A 21,335-nucleotide genomic window follows, 5' to 3' on the forward strand; every position below is an offset into this window, starting at 1 on the left:
TCGTCGGCATCCTGCACGGATGCCTCAAAACCGGCACACCCTACAACGAGGCGACCGCCTGGTCCGCTCACCTCATCGACGCTGCCGCTTGACATTCAAACTCCTGGGATGTCTTTCAGGCGGGTCCGTCGTCGATGGCCATGTGTAGCCTCGCGTGCGGATCGGCCAGGAAGGGCAGAGCGGCTTGGACGAGGCTTGGATCGAGCGATGGCGCGCTGACGTGCGCACCGGAATCGGCGAGTTGCTGAGCATTTTCGAACCGCGGTTCGGATTCCCGCCAGGCGAGCACGAGGTCAGCGGGCCAGCCACTGCGGCAGAGCTTGCTGGACTGGCTGACCTGCACGGTGGCGACCTGCCGGCCGATTTGCTGCTGTTCCACCAGGTTGTGGCAGAAGTGCGGCTACCTGACATCAACAACGGTTATTGGATCCACCGTCCGCCGCTGCCGGGTGAGGATCCGGACCATCCGCGCCGGCTGAGCGACGGGCGGACGGTAATCGTGTTCGGCAGCGGCGGCGGCGGAGCGTTGTTCGCCATGTCCGCCGGGAAGGACGCGCCGGTTCTTCGACTGTCGGGCGGCGCTCTCACTGGCGAGACGTACGACGCGGATGGTGCGACAGCGGTGGCTGCGAATCTGCAGGACTTTCTGGCGTTCCTGCGTCGCGAGGTCACCGAGTTCGTCGGGTCAGCGAAGTGCAGCCGATGAGCGAGAGGCGGCTCGTGAACGGATGGCTTACCCGTGTGGCGTAGCGACTTCGGCTTCTGGTGCACCGCTCTCGGGCTGCTCTACGCGGTCGGCTCCCTGTTCCTGCTGCCGTCCTGGTGGCGCGGCTCGTGGCGGGCCAGCCGGGTCCGGTGGCGGGACCGGGTCTGGCTGGTGACCCACCTCGCGCTGGCCGCGCTGTTCCTGGCGGTGCTGGTGGCGACGATCCTGGAGAGCGACGACCCCGGCGCGCTGTACGACGTGCCCCTGTGGATCGTCAGCGTTCTGCTCTTCTGCCTCATCCCGCCGGTGGGCTGGTGGGGCCGCTTCGACTTCGCGGTCCCGCCGAGGCTGCGAACGGCGCCGACCGCGCCGGAGCGCTGGGCGTCCGCCGAGACACTGACGCACGGCAATCGGCGGGAGCGGCGACGCAAAGGTCGCGCAGGAAAGACGACAGAGTCGTATCTGCGGATTCACCGTCCGTCGCGGGTGTGGCGTGACCGTTTCCGGACCTACCAGCTTGAGGTCGACGGCCAGGTCGCCGGCGTCGTCCGCAACGGCACCGAGCTTATCCTGCCGGTCCGGCCGGGCCGCCACACCGTCCGCGCGGTCATCGACTGGACGGGCAGCGCCCCGCTCACCGTGTCGGTCGAGGGCGGCGACACGGTGTCGATCCGCGTGCAGCCGAGCAACGAGCCGGCCCGGGAAGCGACGGGCACACCGGACAGCTACCTGCAGTTGACGCTCGAGGCGGCCGGTTGACGAGCCCTACGAGGACGACTGGATGTGATGTCCGGGCGACGTCGCTCGCGGCGGTCCGACGACGGCGGAGACGGCGCGGGCCACACGGCGCGACTCGATGGCGGCCTGGCGCAGCATGCCCCCGAGCGTCACGTCGTACCCGATGAAGTAGAGACCGGGGCGAGCCGCAGCCCCGGCGTGCACGAGCGGCACGCCCGTCTCGTCGAAGAGTGCCGGTTCCTCGAACAGGTCGCGCAGCCCGGTGCCGTACCCGGTGGCCGCGATGACCACGTCTGGCTCGATGCTCGTGCCGTCGGCCAGCAGCACCGACGACGGCGTGAAACCCTGCACGGCGGCAATCGGTCGCACCCGGCCGGCCAGGACGTCGCGCACGATCCCGACGTCCTGCAACGGCACATAGCGCTCGGTGCGCAAACGGGTTCCGAGCCCTTTCGCCGAGCGGGCGATGCCGTACGGCCTGAGGTCGGGCATTTCGAGGCGGGCCAGGGTGGCCGCCATCGGATCGAAGAGCCGCGCCGGCAGCCGGCCGAGCAGCAGCCCGTTCATCTGCGCAGGCCAGCCCGCCGTCGTACGCCGGACGATGTGCGGCGGCGTACGAATCGCCAGGCTCACCGACGCCGCGCCACCCTCGGCCAGGTCGGTGGCGATCTCGGCCCCGCTGTTGCCCGGCCCGACCACCAGCACGTTCCTGCCCACGAACGGCACGGCGTTGCGATACTCGGCCGAGTGCGTCAGTGTGCCTTCCCACGACGGCAGCCCCGGCCATTCCGGCACCACCGGCGTGTGCAGATAGCCCGTCGCCACCACCAGCACCCGCGCCGACTGCTCCGACCCGTCCGCCAGCCGCAACGACCACCCGTCAGCGCCCGGCTCGACCCGCTCCACGGTCGTCCCGCCCCGAACGTCCAGACCAAAGCGTTCCGCGTACGCCTCCAGGTAGCGCACCAGATCATCCCGCCGCACCCACCGCCCGTACTCTCGCGGGATCGCCATACCCGGAAGACCGGACAGCCGCCGTACGGTGTGAAGCCGCAACCGGTCATACCGACCGCGCCAACTCGTCGCCACGGCGGGGCCGCGCTCGAGCACGACACTGTCCACACCCTGAGCCTTGAGCTGGGCCGCCACCGCGAGCCCGGCCGCCCCGGCGCCGAGGACCGTCACATCCGCCATGGGGAGAGTGTGCGGGACGGTCGATCCAGCTGCCGCGCAGGGTCCTATTTCTCCCAGACCGTGACCTCGAAGACGATCTCCTCCAGGCGGTCGGGGCTGCTCTTTCTTACGTGCTTGACGACGAGGCCCGCGTGCCGGCCCTCGTCGGTCAGGACGCAGAGTTGCTTGCCTTCCGTCGCCTCTCGTGGTGTCAGGGTGAAGCCGTACGCCGTGGTGGCCCGGCAGGAGCCGCGGTCGGCGGGGGAGAGGGCGAGGTTGCCGTACGCCTCTTCTACGCCGTTCGGGCTGCCTCGGAGGTTCAGGTCGCAGTGGTCGCCGCAGGTGTTGACGCCCCAGTTGAGCGCCTTGTCGTCCAGGTCCACCTCCGTCTCTAATACGTCTGGCTGCCCGCCGATCATGTGCAGCGGGTGCGGGCCGCGCCTTACCGCTCCTGGCGACCCGTCGGGGGAGGGCTGCGCTGACGGGGGCGTCACTCGATCGGGGGCGGGTCGTGGCGGTTCGAGGATCTGGTAGCCGATCACGTCTCGGGCCAGGGCGAGGATTCCTACCAGCAGGGCTACCAGGCAGATGACGCTTTGCGTTCGGTGGTCCCTGATCCAGTTCCAGACTCGCATCGCTTGTGCGCCCCCTTCGCGAGGTTGCCGACATCAACGAGCCGGAGTGCCTGCGTGTTACGGGGTTGGTGTTGGTGGAAGACCGTGGTGGCGCTGCCCCCACACCCCCGGCCGAGCGCTCGGAGAGCACCTGCGGATTGGTTGCGCGAGGAGAGCACCCAACCTCGGGTCGAGGTCTTCGGCGACCCGTTCCCGGTTTTGGGCCTGCGCGCTTGCAGGGCGCTCCGCGCCCGGTGGGTGAGCGGCACGGTTCGTTCGCTTGACCACCGCCTGGGTCCGCGCGCAGTTACTTGCGCGCCGTGGTGACCACCGCGCGGCAGCAGGGCCTACGCCCTTTGAGGTGACCGCCCGGCTTTCGTTGCCGCCAGCGGCCGGTGACCCATTTCCCGGCCCACCCCGTCCCAGGGCGACCGAGTCTCATTGCAGAGGAATGTCCTGCCCATGCTCCGACTCAGGCCGAGGCCCGAAGATCCGCCGATCGCTCTCATTGATGGCGACGTCGTTGATGCTCGCCTCGCGGCGGCGCATCAGACCGTGCGAGTCGAACTCCCACAGCTCGTTGCCGTAGCTGCGGAACCACTGCCCGGAGGCGTTGTGGGACTCGTACTGGAAGCGCACGGCGATGCGGTCGGCGGTGAACGACCACAGGGCCTTGCGGAGGGCGTAGTCGAGTTCGCGCTCCCACTTGCCGGTCAAGAATGTCACGATTGCGGCCCGTCCGGTGACGAACGTGTCGCGGTTTCGCCAAACCGAGTCCTCGGTGTAGGCAAGTGACACTTTCTGGGGGTCGCGGGTGTTCCAAGCGTCCTCTGCGGCCTGCACTTTGCGCATGGCGGTCTCGAGGGTGAAGGGCGGAAGAGGTGGCCTGTCTGTCATACCCCGAAGTTTTACCCCAGGTAGTCGCCTCGTCACCGCATTGTCGCGCAGCTCATAGCCCTGTGGGAAACCCCACCGACGTCCTGTGTGGACATTGACGGATTGACTATGATGCAGGTCGTGGGCGACAACATCGACACCTCCGTGCCGCACCCCGCGCGGCGCTACAACTACTGGCTCGGCGGCAAGGACCACTTCGCCGCCGACCGGGCCTCGGGTGACGCCATCGCGAAGGCGTTCCCGATCGTGGTGGCGCTCGCGCGCGCCAACCGCAAGTTTTTGGGCCGCGTCGTGCGGTTCGTCGGGGGCGAGGGCGTGCGGCAGTTCCTCGACGTCGGCACCGGTCTGCCCGCGCCCGACAACACGCACGAGGTCGCCCAGCGCGTCGCGCCCGAGTCGCGGGTCGTCTACGTCGACAACGATCCGATCGTCATGGTGCACGCCCGCGCCCTGCTGCAAGGCGACCCGCTGGGGCGTACGGCGTACCTTGAGGCTGATCTTCGCGACCCCGAGGCGATTCTCAAGCACGCGGCGCTGCGTGACACCCTCGACCTGAACGAGCCGGTCGGGCTGCTGCTCATCGCCATTCTGCACTTCATCCACGATGACGCGCAGGCCGCCGCTTCGGTGCGCACCCTGGTCGACGTGCTCCCGTCGGGCAGCTTCGTCGCGATCACGCACGGCACGATGGACTTCAGCTCGCCCGAGGGCATCGCCGCGTACGAGAAGATGTTCGCCGCGGGCGGCACCGACGTGCGCGCCCGCGGCAAAGATCAGATCCTCGGCTGGTTCGACGGCCTCGAGATCGTCGAGCCGGGCATCGTGCTGGTCAGCGACTGGCGGGCCGAGGACGACCCGGCCGACCGCCCGGTCAGCGACGACCTGGGCATCTATGCGGTCGTCGCCCGCAAACCGTAGGAGATGTCCCGGTACTCGGTGAAGACCGAGGCCGGGTTCCCTCCGTTGCGATACTGCCACGGCCACTTCGTCACCTGGTCGCCCAGCAGGTCGAAGACCCGGGCGGCCGCGTCGTGCAGGTCGGCCCACGCCAGCGCCATCGCGAACGTGTTGCCGCGGGCCTGCCAGCCGAAGTGCGGCCGGAACGACGGGTGCAGCACCGACTTCTCGGCCGCCGCGAGCAGTTCGGCCCGCACCTCGTCGGTCTCCATGTGCTCGGCGCTGTTCGCGCTCAGGTATTTCTCCAGGTGGGCGGTCGCGAGGATGTTCGGCACCAGGCTTCCGGCCGGCGCCGCCGCGGTCGCCGAGCGGGCCAGTTCGAACATCTGCTCCTCGCTGCCGAACCACTTCGCGCACACGTACTGCAGCATCTGTTCGTGCGCGACCACGTGGCCGGGGTGGCGTTTCACCACCTCGTCGAAGCGCAGCCGCGCCTCGGTCGCGTCGACCTGACGGCCGCGGGCCGAGGTGACCAGCCACGTCAGCGCGGTCACGTCGTCGGGGTCGCGGGCGACCACGTCGTCGAGCGCGTTCTCGGCGATCTTCAGGCGGCGCCAGAACTCGCGGAACTGTTCCTGCTTGGTGTGCTCGGAGCCGTACGAGCCGCGGGCCTCCCACGCCCAGAACACGCCGTGGCAGCCCTTGAACAGCAGCGGCAGCGTCGACTGCGGTGCGGCCGCCTGCCATTCGCCGACCCAGTCCTGCAGGCCGTCGACGCCGGCCGCGACCGACATCAGGTAGGCGCGGGCGTCCGGGTCGGCGACCGGCTCGAAGATGTCGCGGGTGGTCTTCCAGTCCCTCGCGCGCAACGCGTCACGCAGCGCGACAGCGGTCGGGTCACCGTGCGTCTCGTCGATGGTCAGCCCGGCCGGCTGCTTCTTGCGGAACGGCCACATATCGATCTCCCTCCCCGTGGTGGAAGCAGATCTTAAGGGTCTTGCTCGCGCGATCAACTACCGGTATTTTCCGACGGCCGTTCGAAGCTGGACGGTTGCTGAACGGGGGAAGGAACACCTTAATGAACACAGCGATGCGTGCCGTCCTGTCGGTCGTCATGCTCATCGGCTTCTATGTGCTGGGCCTGCTCCAGCTCGCCGCGGCCGGCTTTCTTCTGTACGAGATCTGGACGCACATCCACGGCGCGGGCGCGGTCAAACTGAGCTGGATCGTGATCGCCGCGTTCGGCGCCGTCGCGGTCGGCCTGTGGAAGGCTATGCGCGTCAAGCCCGACGAGCCCGAGGGCCTGATCATCACGCCGCAGCAGGCGCCCGACCTGTGGCGCCTGGTCGCCGACATGGCCCGCGAGGCCGGCACTCGCGCACCCGACGAGATCCGTCTCGTCGCCGAGGTCAACGCGGCCGTCAGCGAGGACAGCAAGCTGCTCGGCCTCATCGCCGGCACGCGCCGCCTCTACCTGGGCGTGCCGCTGCTGCAGACGTTCACCGTCGACCAGCTCCGCTCGGTCATCGCGCACGAGCTCGGCCACTACTCGGGGTCGCACACCCGGCTGGCCGGCATCACCTATCGCGGTCGGCTGGCCCTGCGCGAGACGCTGAGCCGGGTCGGCAAGTTCAACGTCGCGGGCTGGGTGTTCAAGGGCTACGGCCGGCTGTTCCTGCTGGTCAGCAACGGCGTTGCCCGCCGCCAGGAGCTCGAGGCCGACGAGGTGTCGGTGCGCGTGGCCGGTGCTGCCGCGGCCACCTCGGCGATGCGCGAGATCCCGGTGGTCTCGGCGGCCTGGGGCTTCTACTTCAACAACTACATCTCGTATGGCTGGGAGCGCGGTGTCGCGCCCGACGACGTGTTCGGCGGTTTCCGGCACCTGTTCGCGGCCCGGCCCGACGAGCTCGCCAGGCTGCGCGACGAGGAGCCCGACACCGAGACCTCCCGCTGGGACACGCACCCGGCCATCGGCGAGCGGATCGCCGCGATGAACGCGATGCCGCCGGTGAACCACCCGGTCGACGACCGCCCGGCCGACGTGCTGCTGCCGCACAGCGACCAGGCCTGGCTCGCCCTGCAGCGTGAGGTGGTCGACTTCGGCGACCGCGAGGTGCTGCCCTGGGCGCAGTTCACCGCCGCCGCCACGACCCGCGTGGTGCAGAACCGTGCCGACCGCGTGTTCCGTTCGGCCGCCCGGCTCGCCGCGGTGCCCGAGGCCGGCCTGGCCGAGGTGCTCGACCTGGTCGCCGCGGGCCGGCTGGGCGAGCTGGCCGCCGAGTTCTTCCCGCAGGCCACCCGCAAGGAGGCGGCCGCCAAGTTCGCCGGCATCATGGACGACCTGATCACGCTGGCCGCGCTGCGCAGCGGTGTCGCGTACTGGAAGCACTCCTGGTCGGAGCCGGTGAGCCTGGTCGACCGCGGCGGGGCGGCCCTCGACTACGCCGAGATCGCCAAGCTGGCCGTGAACGCCGAGACGCTCGACGACGCGCGGGTGCGGCTCAAGCAGGCCGGCATCGAGGTCGAGGCGGCCAAGGTCGTCGAGGCCAAGGCGACCGCGAACGGCGCCGGCGTGATCGGGGCGATCTCGAACGTGAAGGTCGACGAGCAGGAACACGACCTGATCCTGCTCAGCCGGGGCTTCCTGTTCGTGCCCGCGCCCAAGGGCGGCGACAAGGGCGAGGAGCGGATCGGCCGGCTGCTCTCGGCCAACGACCCGGCCGAGCTCGCCAGGATCTACCGCTTCGTGCCGTTCGAGGAGGTGGCCTCCACCAAGATCGTCAAGGCGGTGCCGATCAACGCCGAGCTGACCCTGCACGACGGCTCGACGGTCAAGGTGCAGGAGCGCTGGGGCAGCGACGTGATCGGCGAGAGCCGCGACACGCTCGAGGGGGTCCTGAACCGGATCAACGAGCGCAACGAGGGCTGACGGTATGGCCTATCGGGTGGGTCGCGTGGGGGTGCGGCGGGGCCCACGCGAGAGGCCCTAGCTGCGGGGGCCGTGGATCTCGCGGTGCAGGCGTTCCATGCGCTTGTCGAGGCGAGCCGCGTCCTCCGCGGCCGCGGCCAGTTCCTCGCGCACGGCGCCCGGCACCACCGGGTCGTACTTGTAATGGATCTTGTGTTCGAGGCTGGCCCAGAAGTCCATGGCCACGGTGCGCAGCTGCACCTCGACCGGCACCGAGACGACCCGTTCGCTGAGGAAGACCGGGATCTCGACGATCAGGTGCAGGCTGCGGTAGCCGTTGGCCTTGGGCTGGGCGATGTAGTCCTTGGTCTGCAGCAGCTTGATGTCGGGCTGGCGGGTCAGCATGTCGGCCACGGTGTAGACATCGGAGACGAAGCTGCACACGATGCGGATGCCCGCGATGTCGCGAATGCGGGTGCGCACGTCGTCGACGGTCATCGGGCAGTTGATCCGCCGGGCCTTGGCCGTGATGCTGGCCGTCGTCTTCAGGCGGGGGCTGACGTGTTCGATCGGGTTGCCCCGGCCGCGGTGGGCCAGCTCCTCGGCCAGAATCGTGATCTTGGTGCCGATCTCGGCCAGACCGAACTTGTAAACCAACATGAAGTGGGTCATATCGTCCGAGTGGTCGATCAACAGCCCGGGTCCGGGCCGGAAAGCGATCTCGCGATCGGCGTCCTCGGTCGTCACGGTTCCTAATCTCCTGTGCGCGGCTTACGCCTACAACCGTAGGCCCAGCGTGCGGCCAGGATCACAGGAGGGCCCAAAGTTCTTGCCCGGGCCGCCACCGAAGGGCAGCCCGGGCAAGAGCATCTACTTCCCGTACGCCTGGAACTCCGAGACGCGCACGTTCAGCGGCTGCGGATTGGCCGTCGTCACCGTCGCGCAGTCGGTCGTCGCCCGCGGGTCGGCGTCCTGCTCACCGGCGAAGTCGGGACCGCCGGTGCACTGGTTGGTCACGACCTCGAGGCGCAGGTGCGTGGCCGTCGTCGGCCTGATGTCGAAGGACTTGATCTTCAGGTCCTTCACCCGGGGCCGCGGCGCGACCGCCGGGAAGGCGTCCGGCTTGCTCGTGAACACGTGCCGGAACTCCGACGCGTTCGAGCAGGTCACCGTGGCCGTCGCGGTGCACGCGAGCACCTTGAACTGCCGCAGCGCCGAGTACCGGTTCTGCGTGCCGGCGTCCGGGTCCCCGGTGACCGGCGGCCGCAGCTGCGCGCTCACCTGCACCCGGCGTACGGTCTGAACCCCGCCGGCCAGATCGACGGTGACCTGCTTGCCGGCCACCGGGCTGTTGAGCGACGCCCAGTTCGTGGCCTCGTCGTCGTCGGTGATCCGGGCCAGGTTGATGCCGTCGCCGGTCGCCACCGCGCCCGCTGCCGCCGACGCAAGGTTGGTCGGCAACTTGACCCCCAGCGTGCGGGTCAGCACGGGCAGCACCAGGGTCTTCGCGATGCGCGCGTGGCCGTGGCCGGGCGCCTGCGCGATGAATCCGTACGCCCCCGCGACGAGCTTGACCTCGTCGGGCAGCGGCGTCGCCGGGTCGGTGTCGGCCACCGCGACCGCGCGGGCCTGGAAGTCACCCACGAACAGCTTCGCGCCCGCGACCGGCTTGCCCTTCTCGTCCACCGGCCGGAACTTCAAGGTCCCTTCCTTCGCGTACGGCGAGGAGAAGCTCGGCGTCGGGTCGGCGTCGCCCGCCCCGAGGCTGACCGCGCCCTCACCCAGACCGCGCTTGGCGAACGCGTTCCACAGGATGTCCTGGTTCTTGCCGCCGAAGCGCACCAGGTCGGCGCCGAGCAGCGCGTCCCGGGCGTCGACCTGGCTGTTGGCGCTGTTGGCCAGCAGCAGGAACGAGTCGAACACGAGCTGGATCCAGCGCCGGCCGCCCGGGCACTTCGTCACCGGCAGCTTGCCGTTGGCGCACGCCTTGTTCAGCGACGCCGAACCCTGGCCGTACCGCTTGATGAACGCCTGCCGGATGTCGTAGTTCGTCGCGCTCCACACCTCACCGGACGCGTGCACCTGCAGCCCGACGAAGTCGTAGTCGACGCTCGAGTAGTTCAGCGGGCTGTTGCTCATGTTGTAGTTACGGATGCCGGCGACCGCGTCGGTCGTCACGTACTCGCCGACCGTGAAGCCCCGCTCGCCCTTGGGCGCGTACCCGTGCTCGGCCAGGTATTCGACCGCGAGCTGGTCGGACCAGCTCTCGCTCATGCCCTGCGGCGAGCTCAGACCCGCGTCCGGCCCGGCGATCATGCGGTTGGTGATCGCGTGGGTGTACTCGTGCCCGATCACGGACATGTCGTAGTCACCGTCGACACAGGCCCCGTAGAAGGCGGCCGCGACCGGCTGCCACAGGTACATGTTGGTGATCGGCGCCTCGCCGTCGGGCGGCGTGATCTGGTTGGCGTTGTTGCGCGCCGCGAAGGTCGGCGGCCCGCCGCTGATCCCGCCGGCCTGCGCGTTGCCCTGTTCCGGGTCGTCGGGCAGCCCACCGGGACGCTGGTTGTCGTCCTGCATGTTCCAGGTCGCCTCGGTGAACCCGAGGTGGTACGACCAGTCGTGCATGCGGTTGTGCTGCACGAACAGGTTGGCCCGGGCGGCGTCGATGTCGTTGCGCTGCGGCGTCGTGAACACGTCGGGCGAGCAACGCTCCCGGTACCACTGGTTCGTCCACCTGTACTGGTAGTCCCGGTTCGGCCGCGGCGTCGCGAGTTCCGTGCCCACGGTGAACGGGTCGTTCGAGTCCCAATTGTGTACGGCGAAAGCGTTGTTGCCCTTCGTGGTGAAGCTCGGCTCGCCCGTGCTCGGAACGACGTCCCACGGCTGGGGCGAAGCGCTGGTGCCCACGACCTCGTCGCAACGGCGCTGCGGCGTCCAGCAGAAGGTCTTCCGGGTGTCGGCCGACGAGTAGTTCGTCGGCGGCGAGTTCGGGAAGACGTCCCACGATGGGTTGTCGCTGTCGTGGCTGACGATGTCCTCGCGTACGAGAATGCCGCCGTCACGAGCGTCGACATAGCTCGTGTACGCCACCGGGTCGGCCCCGCTCAGGCCGGCGCCGAACGTGACCTGCCAGGCCGCGCGGGCGCCCTCGCTCGGGGTCGGCACGGCGACGAGCTTGTTGGCCAGCACGGTCGCGCCGGAAACGCCGGCCTCCTCGGCCGCCAGGGCCGCGGCGCGGGCGGCGTCGATCGTGGCCGGTTCGGGCGTGTTCGCGTCGCGCGACAGCGACGAGCTGACGAACCACACCTGGCCGTCCCGTACGCCGACCGACAGCAGACCGTCGCGCCCGGCGACCAGCTCGCCGAACTTCTGCCGGAAGATGACCGCCGCACCCTCTCCGATCGGTGAGGTGGTCAGCAGCTCCAGCGCGTCCGCGCCCCGGGCGGTGAGCCCGAGCACGTCCAGGTTCTTGTCCACGTATGCCCGGGCGGCCGCGATGTTGTCGGCGGGCAGACCCGATTCGAGCGCCGCGCCGGTCGCGGTCAGCGTCGAGGGTGTACCAAGGCTGTTCCACCGGGCCTGCGCGCCCGCGGCGGCAGCTCGCTGGCTGCTCGTCGGGGCTACGCGTCCCTGGCGATTGTCGATGACATGGTCATGGTGGTCGTCGCCCTGCACCTTCTCGGACGGGGCTTTCACCGGAGCGGCGGGCGCCGCGTTCGCGCCCGGTGAGGCGGTCAACACGATCGTGGCCGCCAGTAATCCGGCAGCGGTTCCCGCCAACGCACGGGGTGGGGTGCGCACGGTACCTCCTGGAGTGGAATGGCTGTTACCACAGCCATCCGACCCCACCCCGACCCCGTGGCGACATAGTACAAACATCTAAATACATCTATAAGGACGTGATGAAATGGCCGGTCAGGGGAGGGGAGAGCGCTACCGCGACGGTTCTCAGAGGACGCGGGACAGAAGCTCGACCAGTTGCTCGGCCCGGCGGCCGTCCGGGTCCAGATCGGGACGGAAGTCGGCGACGCTGACCCCGCACAGGGCGGGTGCGGCCGCCAACGGGGTGAGCAGGGCGGCGAGCTGGTCGAAGCCGGGGCCGCCGGGCTGGGGATAGGTGACGGCGGGCAGGGCTGCGGGATCGAGGACGTCCACGTCGACGTGCAGCCACATTGGACGGGCGCCGGTATGAGCCGCGGCCAGGGCGGCGGTTGCGGCAGGGGAGTCGATGACCGCTCGGGCGTCGAGAGCCAGCAGGTCGGCGGGGAGGCGGGACAGCTCGGCGGCGGAGGCTGGGTCGAGGTCGGCGGTGCGGTGACCGATCAGGACCACGTCGGCGGGGGAAAGGGCGGACAGCGAGGACCGGCCGGTGAGGATGGCCAGTTCCGAGTCGGCTGTCTCACCGGTGTCGGAGTCGGGCGGGTCGACGAAATCGGGGTGACCGTCGACGATCCAGAGGCCGGTGTCGCCGAGGTCGAGGAAGACGCCCAGCAGCAGGCTGCAGTCGCCGCCGAGGATCAGGGGCCGACGGTCAGGGTGGTCGCGGCGGGCGGTGTGCAGGGCTTCGGCCAGCGCGTGGGCGGCGGCGACGGTCTCCGGCAGAGCGCGGATGCCGGTGGCCGGGTCGCGGTCGGTGCTGGTGATCGTGGTCGCGGCGTCACCGAGGTCGACGTCGACCAGATCGCTCAGGCCGGCCCGGCGCAGGGCGGCGGGGGCCAGTTGTTCGCCGCGGCCCGTGCCCGAGCAGTCCCAGGGCGCGCCGAGCAGGAACCAGTCGGAGCCGATCACAGCAGCTCAGCCTACCGGTGTCCGAGCGCCTTGCCCTTGGGCTTCGGCTTGACCTTCGGCTTTCCGGGGCCGGGTTGCTTGGCCGCGGGTGGATCGGCGACCGGCCTTCTTGCCGTGGACCGGTTCACCGGCTGCGTCGTAGCGGCCGGGGCCCGTACGGACATCTCGGCCTGGCACTCGGTTCCGTTCAGGCGGAACGTGACGGGCAGGGTGGCCACCCTGCCGTAGGCCGTCGCGAAGCCGGTCGCCACCGTGCCCCCGGCGGGGAGCCGGCCGCCCGCGGCGACGACCGTACGGCCCTGCTGTTTCCAGGTGCCTGACCAGCCCTTGAGCAGGCGCTGGTCGGACGGCAGGGCGAACGAGAGCTGCCAGGCCGGGACAGCGACGGGGGAGGTGTTGAGAATCGTCACGTCGGCCGCGGCCCGGCCGGTGGCGGTTCCCTTCAGGGCGTAGCGGACGGTGCAGGTACGCGACGGCGCCGCGGTCGGAGCTGTTCCGGCGACGGCGACGGCGGGGGAGCCGGCATTGTCGTCGGTGGCGGCCCACGCGGTCAGGCCGGTGCCCAGCAGGACGACAGCGGCGACGCCGACGGACGCGACCCGGCGCCGGGGTGTACGCGATGCCGCGCTCACGATCCGGCCACCGGCTGCGGGCGGGCGCACCGAGGTGGGCAGGGCGGCGGTCCGATGAGGCTCGTGGCCCTCGTGGGGACGGGGCACGTCGAGGAGCTGGGCCGGTGGAAGCCCGGCGATCTCGCTGAGCAGTTCGGTGACCTCGGCGGCGGACGGCCGCTCGGCCGGGCGCTTGGCCAGGCAGCGGCGGACCAGCCGCACGACCGGCGACGGCAGTCCGGCGACCGGCGGGAGCGGGGCGGGCTCGTAGTAGACGTGCGCCCGCATCATCTGGGTGACGGTGGACGCCGTCCACGGCTGGTGACCGGCCAGAGCGAGATAGAGCAGCAGGCCCAGGGCGTACACGTCGGTGGCGGGCAACGTCGGGCCGCCGCTGATGCGTTCCGGGGCCAGGTAGGCGGGGGTGCCGAGGATCTCACCGGCCGCGTCGTCGTCGGCGCCGGCCGCGGCCGAGATGCCGAAGTCGACGAGCTTGGCGCCGGTCGAGGTGACCATGACGTTGGCCGGTTTGACGTCGCGGTGCACGACGCCGTGGGTGTGGGCGGCGGCCAGCGCGGCGGCCACCTGAGCACCGATCACGACAGCCAGTCGCCAGGGCAGCGCACCTCCGCTGAGCAGGTCGTGCAGGGAGCGGCCGTCGACCAGCTCCATCACCACATAGGGCAGGGTGCGCCCGTCCTCGGCGGACTCGCCGTAGTCGTAGACCTCGACGACGTTGGGGTGCCGCAGTCCGGCGGCGGCGCGGGCCTCGTCCCGCAGATGGCGCAGCACGGCCTGCGCGGTGGCGAGCTCAGTGGTGGCGAGCTGCGCGGCGAGCACTTTGAGGGCGACGTCGCGGCCCAGGACCTCGTCGGTGGCGCGCCAGACCACGGACATGCCGCCGTGGCCGAGACGCTCGATCAGCCGGTAACGTCCGCCGGCGAGGAACCCGCTTTCCATGAAGGTCGCCGATGCCCGGGATCGCGAGCGGCGAAACACTTGCGCAACCACAAGTATTGGCCCGGAGGTCGGGGACGGCCGTGACCAGCGACGGCGAGTAGCCGCAGCGGTGCGAACGGCCCTATTGCGGTGGTGTCAGGTGTGCGGGCGTACTTATACGGCTTTCAAGGCACTTTCTACGATTGAGCAGGCCTCGGTCGTGTGCTGGGGCGAGCCGGACGCCTTGTCGAGGAGGCGGCGGAAGAGGGCGCGCTCGGTGGCGTCGAGGCCATCGAGGGCGGCCTCCTCGGCCTCGGTGACCTGGATGCAGAGCTTCGCGATCGACTCGCGGCCCAGTTCGGTGGCGACTATGCGGCGCTGGCGGCGGTCGTCGGGGTTCGGACGGCGCTCGACGAGGCCGGCTTTCTCGAGATCGTCGATGAGGTAGGTCATCATCGTGCGGTCGATGCCCAGGCGGGCGGCGAGGGTGGCCTGGCTCGGGACCTGGCCGTGGACGACCTCGCTGAGGGTCTGGTAGCCGCGGGAGCCGTGGGGGAAATCGCCCAGTTTGGGGCCGACCCGGTCGGTGTAGGACCGCAGCAGGGTGCCCAGGGCCGCGCCGAAGTCCGCTGTCGCATCGCTCACCGGTCCATCCTATCTTTTGGTCAGATCGTCTTTTCGCAATACTATCTCTCCAGAAGATGATGGAGGATGAAGATGACTTCTCTCGACCTGGCGCTGGCCTCTCCGGAGGAGTTGGTGGCAGCGGCTCGTGACGGCGATGTCGTCCTGCGCGACAGTGGTGAGGGGCTCGATCCCTTGACGACCGCGGTGTGGCTGGCCGGGCGGACCTCGGGGACCAAGATCGGCGTGTCCTTCGAGGCGTCGTCCGATGCCATGAGGGAGAAAACCCTGGACAGCCTGGAGACGCTGACCGGCGGCCGGGTCGTGGTCGACGCGGATCCGGCTGCCGCTCGGGCACTTCGGCGCGACGGCATCGACTACGACGGCGTTCCGGTTCCGGCTCTTGAACCGGGCGATCGGAGCTTTCGCGGGCGGCGGTCGACCTATCTGCGAGGCGGTTCACCGGGTTTGGTCCTTCAGCCGCGTACGCCTTCCGAAGTGGCCGCGGCGCTGGAGTTCGCGCGGCGGCACCGGCATCTGCCGCTCGGCCTGCGCAGCGGTGGGCACGGCATCAGCGGGCGCTCGACCAACGACGGCGGCCTGGTGATCGACGTCAGCGGGATGAACACGATCGAGGTGCTCGACCCTTCGGCACGTCTCGTACGGGTCGGGCCCGGGGCGACGTGGAAACAGGTCGCCGTCTCTCTCGACAAATACGACTGGGCGCTCGGGTCGGGTGACTACGGCGGCGTCGGGGTCGGCGGCCTGGCCACGGCGGGCGGGATCGGGCTGCTGTCGCGGGCGCACGGGCTGACCATCGACCACCTGCGGGCAGTCGAGCTGGTGCTGGCCGACGGCACGCCGGTGCGCGCCTCGGCGACCGAGAACCCCGACCTGTTCTGGGCGATGCGCGGCGCCGGAGCCAACTTCGGGGTGGCGACCGCGTTCGAGTTCGAGGTCGACGAGGTGCGCGAGGTCGGCTGGGCCAAGCTCGTGCTGGTCAGCGCCGACCTTGAGGAGTCGTTGAAGCAGTACGGTGCCGTCGCCCGCAACGCGCCCCGCGACACGACGGTCTTCCTGGTCACCGGCCCGCCACGGCAGGGACAGTCGGTCATTCAGCTGTACGGCATGGTCGACTCCGACGATCCCGACGTGGTCATCTCACGGCTGACGCCCTTCGCGTCGATCGGCATGCTCGCCCAGCAGCAGGTGGTGATCACCCGCTACGCCGACGTGATGGGGGAGGCGGCCGACGTCGGTCCGGAAGGGCAGCACGGGCGGGGCGAGCCGGTCGCGCGGTCGGCGTTCGTGCCGGTGCTGACCGACGCGTTCGCCCGCGACGCGGCCCGGCTGCTGCGCTCCGGTCAGGTCTACTACTTCCAGCTGCGTCACATGGGCGGCGCGATCACGGATGTCGACCCCGGCGAGATGGCGTTCTCCTATCGCACACCCGAGATGAGCGTGGCCGCGATGGGTGGTGACCGACAGGGCCTCGACTCGCAATTCGACCGGCTCGCGGCGCATTTCGACGGCCTCTATCTCAGCTTCGACACCGACTTGCGGCCCGAACGCGTCGCCGACGCGTTTCCGCCGCCGGTGCTCGCCCGCCTGCGTTCCCTGAAGCACCGGTACGACCCGACCAACCTGTTCCGCGACAACTTCAACATCACACCCAGCACGCCCTTCACGCCCTTTGCGACCGAGGAAAATTCATGACCGACTATGGCCACGACCTGCTTTTCGGTACGTTCGTGACGCCGGCGCCCGGCGCGGTCGAGCTCGCCCAGACCGCCGACCGGGCCGGCCTCGACCTGGTCACGTTCCAGGACCACCCCTACCAGCCCGCGTTCTACGACACGTGGACCCTGCTGTCCTATGTGGCCGCTCAGACCTCGCGGATCCGGGTCAGCGGCAACGTCCTCAACCTGCCGCTGCGCCCGCCGGCCCCGCTGGCCCGCGCGGCGGCCTCGCTCGACATCCTGAGCGGCGGCCGCTTCGAGCTCGGCATCGGCGCGGGCGGCTTCCAGGACGCGATCGCGGCCATGGGCGGCCGCAAACTGACCCCCGCCCAGAGCGTCGACGCCCTGGCCGAGGGCATCGCCATCATCCGCGACCTGTGGGACACCGACACCCGCAGCCGCGTGAACCACGACGGCACCTACTACAACGTCGTCGGCGCGAAACGCGGACCGGCGCCGGCCCACGACATCGCCGTCTGGGTCGGCGCCTACAAACCGAAGATGCTCGCGCTGACCGGTGCTCTGGGCGACGGCTGGCTGCCCACGATGGAGTACGTTCCTGGCGGCCCGGCTGGCCTGCCCGACGCCAACGCCCGCATCGACGAGGCCGCTCTTTCGGCGGGCCGGGACCCAGCCGCCGTACGCCGCCTGATGAACTTCATGCGCATGGACGGCCCGCCGTCGAGCTGGATCGACCACTTCGCCGACCTGGCCCTGAACCACGGCATCAGCGCGTTCATCATCGGCGGCGACGACCACGCCATGGCCGAGGCGTTGGCGGCGGAGGTGGCCCCCGCGGTGCGCGAGCTGGTCAAGCGCGAGCGGGGAGCCTGACGCTCCAGTCGGCCTCCGCCAGGGGGTGGCAAAGCCCTCAGCCACCCCCTGGCGTGGGTACCCGAAACGTGGTCAGTCCGGGGTGTGGTTGACACGTCAAGCTCTTACTCGACCTCATCGAGATCGAGTATCGAGGAACAGGACCGTGAGCGACAAGAAGATCATTGCTGTGCTGGGTTCGACCGGTTCGCAGGGTGGCGGCCTGGTACGCGCCATCCTCGACGACCCGGACGGGCAGTTCGCGGTTCGGGCGATCACCCGCAACGCCGGTTCGGACAAGGCGAAGGAGTACGCCGCCCGCGGCGCCGAGGTCGTCGAGGCCGACCTGGACGACGAGGCGAGCATCGCCGCCGCGTTCGCCGGTGCCTACGGCGCGTACATCGTCACGAACTTCTGGGACGCCCTGCCCGAGTCCGAGACCCGCAACCGTTCGCAGCGCGAGAAGGACCAGGCCCGCAACGCCGCCCGCGCCGCGAAGACCGCCGGCCTCAAGCACGTCGTGTGGTCGACCCTGGAGGACACCCGCCCGCACTTCGAGCACCTCGGCAGCGAGCTGCCCGACCTCGAGGACGGCTACAAGGTGCCGCACTTCGACGTGAAGGGCGAGCAGAACGCGTACTTCATGCAGCTCGGCATCCCCACCACGTTCCTGGAGACGACGTTCTACTACGAGTCGTTCCTGGCCGGCCAGGGCCCGCGCCGCGCCGAGGACGGCAGCCTCATCCTGGCCCTCCCGCTCGCTGACACCGCCCTCTCGATGGTCGCCTCGGAGGACATCGGCCGAACGGCGTACGGCATTTTCAAGGCCGGCCCGCGCTTCATCGGCCGCACCGTCGGCCTGGCCGGCGCCCACGCCACCGGCGCCGAGCTGGCCGAGCTCTTCGGCCGCGTGCTGGGCGAGAAGGTCACCTACGTGCCCGTAACGTTCGACCAGATGCGCGCCGCCGAGTGGGACCTCGCCATGGAGGTCGGCAACATGTTCCAGTTCTACTCGGAGGCCGCCGAAACCTTCGTAGGCAACCGGGACCTCAACCTGGTCCGCGAGATCAACCCCCAGCTCAAGCCGCTCGAGCAGTGGGCCAACGAGCACCGCGACCAGCTCAAGGCCTGACCGTACGACCGCCGGCTCGTCACAGGTTGGCGAGCCGGCGAAGCCCTTTCTGCGACGCCGCGTCGGCACCGGTGAGGAACACGACCTGTTGTCCCGTGGCGTCCGGCACGTTCAGGGCCTCAACGGTAAGCAGCAGTTCCCCCACCAGCGGATGCCTGTACCCGACCACAGCCTCGGTGCACTCGTCGACCGTCTGCGCCGCCCACAGCCGCCCGAAGTCCGCGCTGCCGGCCCGCAGCTCATCGATCAGTTCGGCCAGCTCGGTGTCGTCCGGGAAGTTGCCGACGGCCAGACGCAGATAAGCGGTCGTATTCCGCGCGGCCTTCTCCCAGTCGGTGTGGGTGGCCCGCGCGGCCGGGTCGAGGAACAGCCGCCGGGCCAGGTTGACCGGCTGCCCCTGTTCCAAGCCGTGCAGCGTGTACGCGACCCGGTTGCCGGCCAGCAGGTCGAAGCGCCGGCCCACGATGTAGGCCATCCGCTCGGTGTCCGCCTCGACCAGCGACCGCAGCGAGGGCCGAACGGCCTCGGGCCCCACCGCCCGCCGCCCCGACGGATTGGCGAGCCGCCCCAGATGCCGACGCTCGGTCTCATCCAGCCGCAGCGCATCCGCGATCGAGTTGAGCACAGCATCAGACATCTGATGGTTCTCACCCTGCTCGATGCGGGTGTAGTACTTGACGCTCATCCCCGCGAGCAGCGCCACTTCCTCACGCCGCAGCCCCGGCACCCGCCGCGCCGAAGGCACAACCGGCACGCTCGTCTCGGCCGGTGTCAGGGCGGCCCGGCGGGCCCGCAGGAAATCCCCCAGCTCGGTGTTCTTGCGCGCAACCACAACAACATGGTCACTCGCCGACGCCCACAACGCCCACCCCGGGCACCAAAAACGTGATCTCCGTCCGCCCCCGCAGGGCGCCTCAGGTGCGCTTCTTCCGAGACCAGATCACGAAGAACGCGCAGAGGACCAACATGACGACGGCGACCGGCCGTCGCAGCGTTGGAGGACCTACGTCCCCGCAGTCAACGGCAGCACATCCGGCGCCCCTAGCCGAGCAGCATCGGCGGTCTCGTCGTCCGGCTGCTCCTGGGAGGCCCGCTCAGCTTCGACCCGGAGCCGGTAGTTCTTCACCTCGTTGGCCGTCTGCTCCGGCGTCCACCCGAGCACGCCGGCCATGAGATCAGCCGCCTCCTGAGCCGAAGCCACCCCCCGGTCGAAGGTCTCGATCGAGATGCGAGTACGCCGGGTCAGAACGTCCTCGAGATGACGAGCTCCCTCGTGGCTGGCCGCATACACGACTTCCGCCCGCAGGTAGTCGTCTGCCCCGCCCAGCGGCTGCCCGAGCGACTTGTCCGCCGCGATCAGTTCGAGGACTTCGTGCACGAGGTTGCCGTACCGGCCCAGCAGGTGTTCGACCCGGGCCACGTGCAATCCCGACGAGGACGCCAGCACCCGGCGCTGGTTGAACAGGGCCGGGAACCCGTCCGCGCCCAGCAGCGGCACCCTCTCGGTGCAGGACGGCGGCACCGAGCGCCCGAGACCGTGCACGCTCGCGTCCACCGCGTCGCGGGCCATCACCCGGTATGTCGTGTATTTGCCCCCCGCCACCACGACCAGCCCCGGCGTAGGACTGCCCACCATGTGCTCGCGGGACAGCTTCGACGTGGCCTCCGACTCGCCCGACAGCAGCGGCCGAAGCCCCGCGTACACCCCCTGCACGTCCGACCGTGACAGGGGCGTGGTCAGCACGGTGTTGACGTGTTCCAGCAGGTAGTCGATGTCGGTGCTGGACGCCGCCGGATGTGACTTGTCCAGCGACCAGTCGGTGTCGGTCGTGCCGACGATCCAGTGCCGCCCCCACGGGATCACGAAGAGCACGCTCTTCTCCGTGCGCAGGATCAGCCCGCTCGACGACTGGATGCGATCGCGTGGCACGACCAGGTGGATGCCCTTCGAGGCGCGGACGTGGAACTGCCCGCGTTCGCCGACGAGTTTCTGTGTGTCGTCCGTCCAGACCCCGGTCGCGTTGATCACCTGCTGGGCCCGTACCTCGAAGGTCGTGTCGAATTCAAGGTCCTTGACCCGTACGCCGGTGACGCGCTCGCCCTCCCGAAGGAAGCCGACCACTTCGGTGCGGGACGCCACGTGCGCCCCGTACGCCGCCGCCGTCCGGGCCAGGAACATCGTGTGCCGGGCGTCGTCGACCTGCGCGTCGTAGTACTGGATGGCGCCGACCAGTGCGTCCTTGCGCAGCGCCGGCGAGACCCGCAGGGCGTGCGAGCGGGTGAGGTGCCGGTGCCGGGGCATGCCGCCGCCCAGCGCCATCGTGTCGTACAGGGTCACGCCGGCCCCGGTGTACGCGCGTTCCCACGCCCGGTGCTTGAGGGGGTAGAGGAACCGGACCGGCCGGGCCAGGTGCGGGGCCAGGCGCGACAGGATCAGGTCCCGCTCGTGCAGCGCCTCTTTGACCAGGCCGAAGTCGAGCATCTCGAGGTAGCGCAGGCCGCCGTGCAGCAGCTTGCTCGAGCGGCTGGACGTGCCCGAGGCCAGGTCGCGCGCCTCGACCAGTCCGGTGGAGAGGCCGCGGGTGACGGCGTCGAGCGCCGCCCCCGCTCCGACCACTCCGCCGCCGATCACCAGGACGTCGAGCTCAGCGTCGGCCAGTGCGGCCAGCGCCGATGCCCGATAGGTGGGGGAAAGTGCGACTGTCATCCCGCTTCAGTTCCTTTCGGTTTTCCGCCGCGGATAGACACAGCTC

General features: G+C 69.9%; 18 protein-coding genes. 7 read left to right on the forward strand and 11 right to left on the reverse strand.

Going from position 1 to position 21,335, the window contains the following annotated elements:
• Positions 1–154: 154 nt before the first annotated feature.
• Positions 155–706, forward strand: coding sequence for a hypothetical protein (locus EER30_RS35980; RefSeq protein ID WP_127505428.1), 552 nt, complete (start codon positions 155–157; stop codon positions 704–706).
• A 33-nt stretch (positions 707–739) separates the two neighbouring features.
• On the forward strand, positions 740–1,465 hold the full coding sequence (locus EER30_RS35985) for a hypothetical protein (protein WP_127505430.1): 726 nt from the start codon (positions 740–742) through the stop codon (positions 1,463–1,465).
• Positions 1,466–1,471: 6 nt separating this feature from the next.
• Here the strand turns inward: EER30_RS35985 and EER30_RS35990 are convergent, their stop codons facing one another.
• From EER30_RS35990 to EER30_RS36000, 3 genes are all read right to left on the reverse strand, one after another.
• Complete coding sequence (locus tag EER30_RS35990; protein WP_127505431.1) at positions 1,472–2,638, reverse strand: flavin-containing monooxygenase; 1,167 nt, start codon at positions 2,636–2,638, stop codon at positions 1,472–1,474.
• A gap of 44 nt (positions 2,639–2,682) precedes the next feature.
• A complete protein-coding gene (locus EER30_RS35995) occupies positions 2,683–3,252 on the reverse strand; it encodes a hypothetical protein (RefSeq protein ID WP_127505433.1) in 570 nt (189 codons plus the stop codon).
• A gap of 417 nt (positions 3,253–3,669) precedes the next feature.
• Positions 3,670–4,128: a nuclear transport factor 2 family protein gene (locus EER30_RS36000; protein ID WP_127505435.1), complete on the reverse strand. Its 459-nt coding sequence runs from the start codon at positions 4,126–4,128 to the stop codon at positions 3,670–3,672.
• Between the two features lie 111 nt (positions 4,129–4,239).
• Here EER30_RS36000 and EER30_RS36005 point away from each other — a divergent pair, with 111 nt between their 5' ends.
• Complete coding sequence (locus EER30_RS36005) at positions 4,240–5,046, forward strand: SAM-dependent methyltransferase (protein WP_205650574.1); 807 nt, start codon at positions 4,240–4,242, stop codon at positions 5,044–5,046.
• Here the strand turns inward: EER30_RS36005 and EER30_RS36010 are convergent.
• Entirely contained in the window at positions 5,019–5,981 is a 963-nt protein-coding gene (locus EER30_RS36010; protein WP_127505439.1) for a DUF4034 domain-containing protein, read from the reverse strand. The two genes, EER30_RS36005 and EER30_RS36010, sit on opposite strands and share 28 nt — an antisense overlap.
• 134 nt (positions 5,982–6,115) lie before the next feature.
• Here EER30_RS36010 and EER30_RS36015 point away from each other — a divergent pair, with 134 nt between their 5' ends.
• Positions 6,116–7,954 (forward strand): M48 family metallopeptidase, encoded by a 1,839-nt coding sequence (locus EER30_RS36015; RefSeq protein ID WP_240670506.1) that lies wholly within the window; start codon positions 6,116–6,118, stop codon positions 7,952–7,954.
• Between the two features lie 57 nt (positions 7,955–8,011).
• On the opposite strand, the gene EER30_RS36020 is transcribed toward EER30_RS36015, so the two are convergent.
• The 5 genes from EER30_RS36020 to EER30_RS36040 form a co-directional block, all read right to left on the reverse strand.
• On the reverse strand, positions 8,012–8,680 hold the full coding sequence (locus tag EER30_RS36020; RefSeq protein ID WP_240670507.1) for a GTP pyrophosphokinase: 669 nt from the start codon (positions 8,678–8,680) through the stop codon (positions 8,012–8,014).
• A gap of 123 nt (positions 8,681–8,803) precedes the next feature.
• The gene (locus tag EER30_RS36025; protein WP_127505443.1) at positions 8,804–11,737 is read right to left on the reverse strand and encodes a M36 family metallopeptidase; all 2,934 of its coding nucleotides are present in this window, start codon (positions 11,735–11,737) and stop codon (positions 8,804–8,806) included.
• A gap of 147 nt (positions 11,738–11,884) precedes the next feature.
• Complete coding sequence (locus EER30_RS36030) at positions 11,885–12,724, reverse strand: arginase family protein (protein WP_240670508.1); 840 nt, start codon at positions 12,722–12,724, stop codon at positions 11,885–11,887.
• Positions 12,725–12,735: 11 nt separating this feature from the next.
• The gene (locus EER30_RS36035; protein WP_127505445.1) at positions 12,736–14,295 is read right to left on the reverse strand and encodes a serine/threonine-protein kinase; all 1,560 of its coding nucleotides are present in this window, start codon (positions 14,293–14,295) and stop codon (positions 12,736–12,738) included.
• 153 nt (positions 14,296–14,448) lie between these two features.
• Positions 14,449–14,919: a MarR family winged helix-turn-helix transcriptional regulator gene (locus tag EER30_RS36040; protein WP_127505446.1), complete on the reverse strand. Its 471-nt coding sequence runs from the start codon at positions 14,917–14,919 to the stop codon at positions 14,449–14,451.
• Positions 14,920–14,991: 72 nt separating this feature from the next.
• Here EER30_RS36040 and EER30_RS36045 point away from each other — a divergent pair, with 72 nt between their 5' ends.
• From EER30_RS36045 to EER30_RS36055, 3 genes are all read left to right on the forward strand, one after another.
• A complete protein-coding gene (locus EER30_RS36045; protein WP_240670509.1) occupies positions 14,992–16,614 on the forward strand; it encodes an FAD-binding oxidoreductase in 1,623 nt (540 codons plus the stop codon).
• Entirely contained in the window at positions 16,611–17,471 is an 861-nt protein-coding gene (locus EER30_RS36050) for an LLM class flavin-dependent oxidoreductase (RefSeq protein ID WP_127505450.1), read from the forward strand. The genes EER30_RS36045 and EER30_RS36050 overlap by 4 nt, the downstream gene beginning before the upstream one ends.
• Positions 17,472–17,616: 145 nt before the next feature.
• Complete coding sequence (locus EER30_RS36055; RefSeq protein WP_127505452.1) at positions 17,617–18,582, forward strand: NmrA/HSCARG family protein; 966 nt, start codon at positions 17,617–17,619, stop codon at positions 18,580–18,582.
• Positions 18,583–18,601: 19 nt separating this feature from the next.
• On the opposite strand, the gene EER30_RS36060 is transcribed toward EER30_RS36055, so the two are convergent.
• Both EER30_RS36060 and EER30_RS36065 read right to left on the reverse strand, forming a co-directional pair.
• Positions 18,602–19,414, reverse strand: a complete 813-nt coding sequence (locus EER30_RS36060) for a helix-turn-helix transcriptional regulator (RefSeq protein WP_164842602.1) — start codon at positions 19,412–19,414, stop codon at positions 18,602–18,604.
• Between the two features lie 171 nt (positions 19,415–19,585).
• The gene (locus EER30_RS36065) at positions 19,586–21,289 is read right to left on the reverse strand and encodes a glycerol-3-phosphate dehydrogenase/oxidase (RefSeq protein WP_127505455.1); all 1,704 of its coding nucleotides are present in this window, start codon (positions 21,287–21,289) and stop codon (positions 19,586–19,588) included.
• Positions 21,290–21,335 lie beyond the last annotated feature (46 nt).

This window comes from Actinoplanes solisilvae, from assembly GCF_003999975.1.
GTDB lineage: Bacteria > Actinomycetota > Actinomycetes > Mycobacteriales > Micromonosporaceae > Actinoplanes > Actinoplanes solisilvae.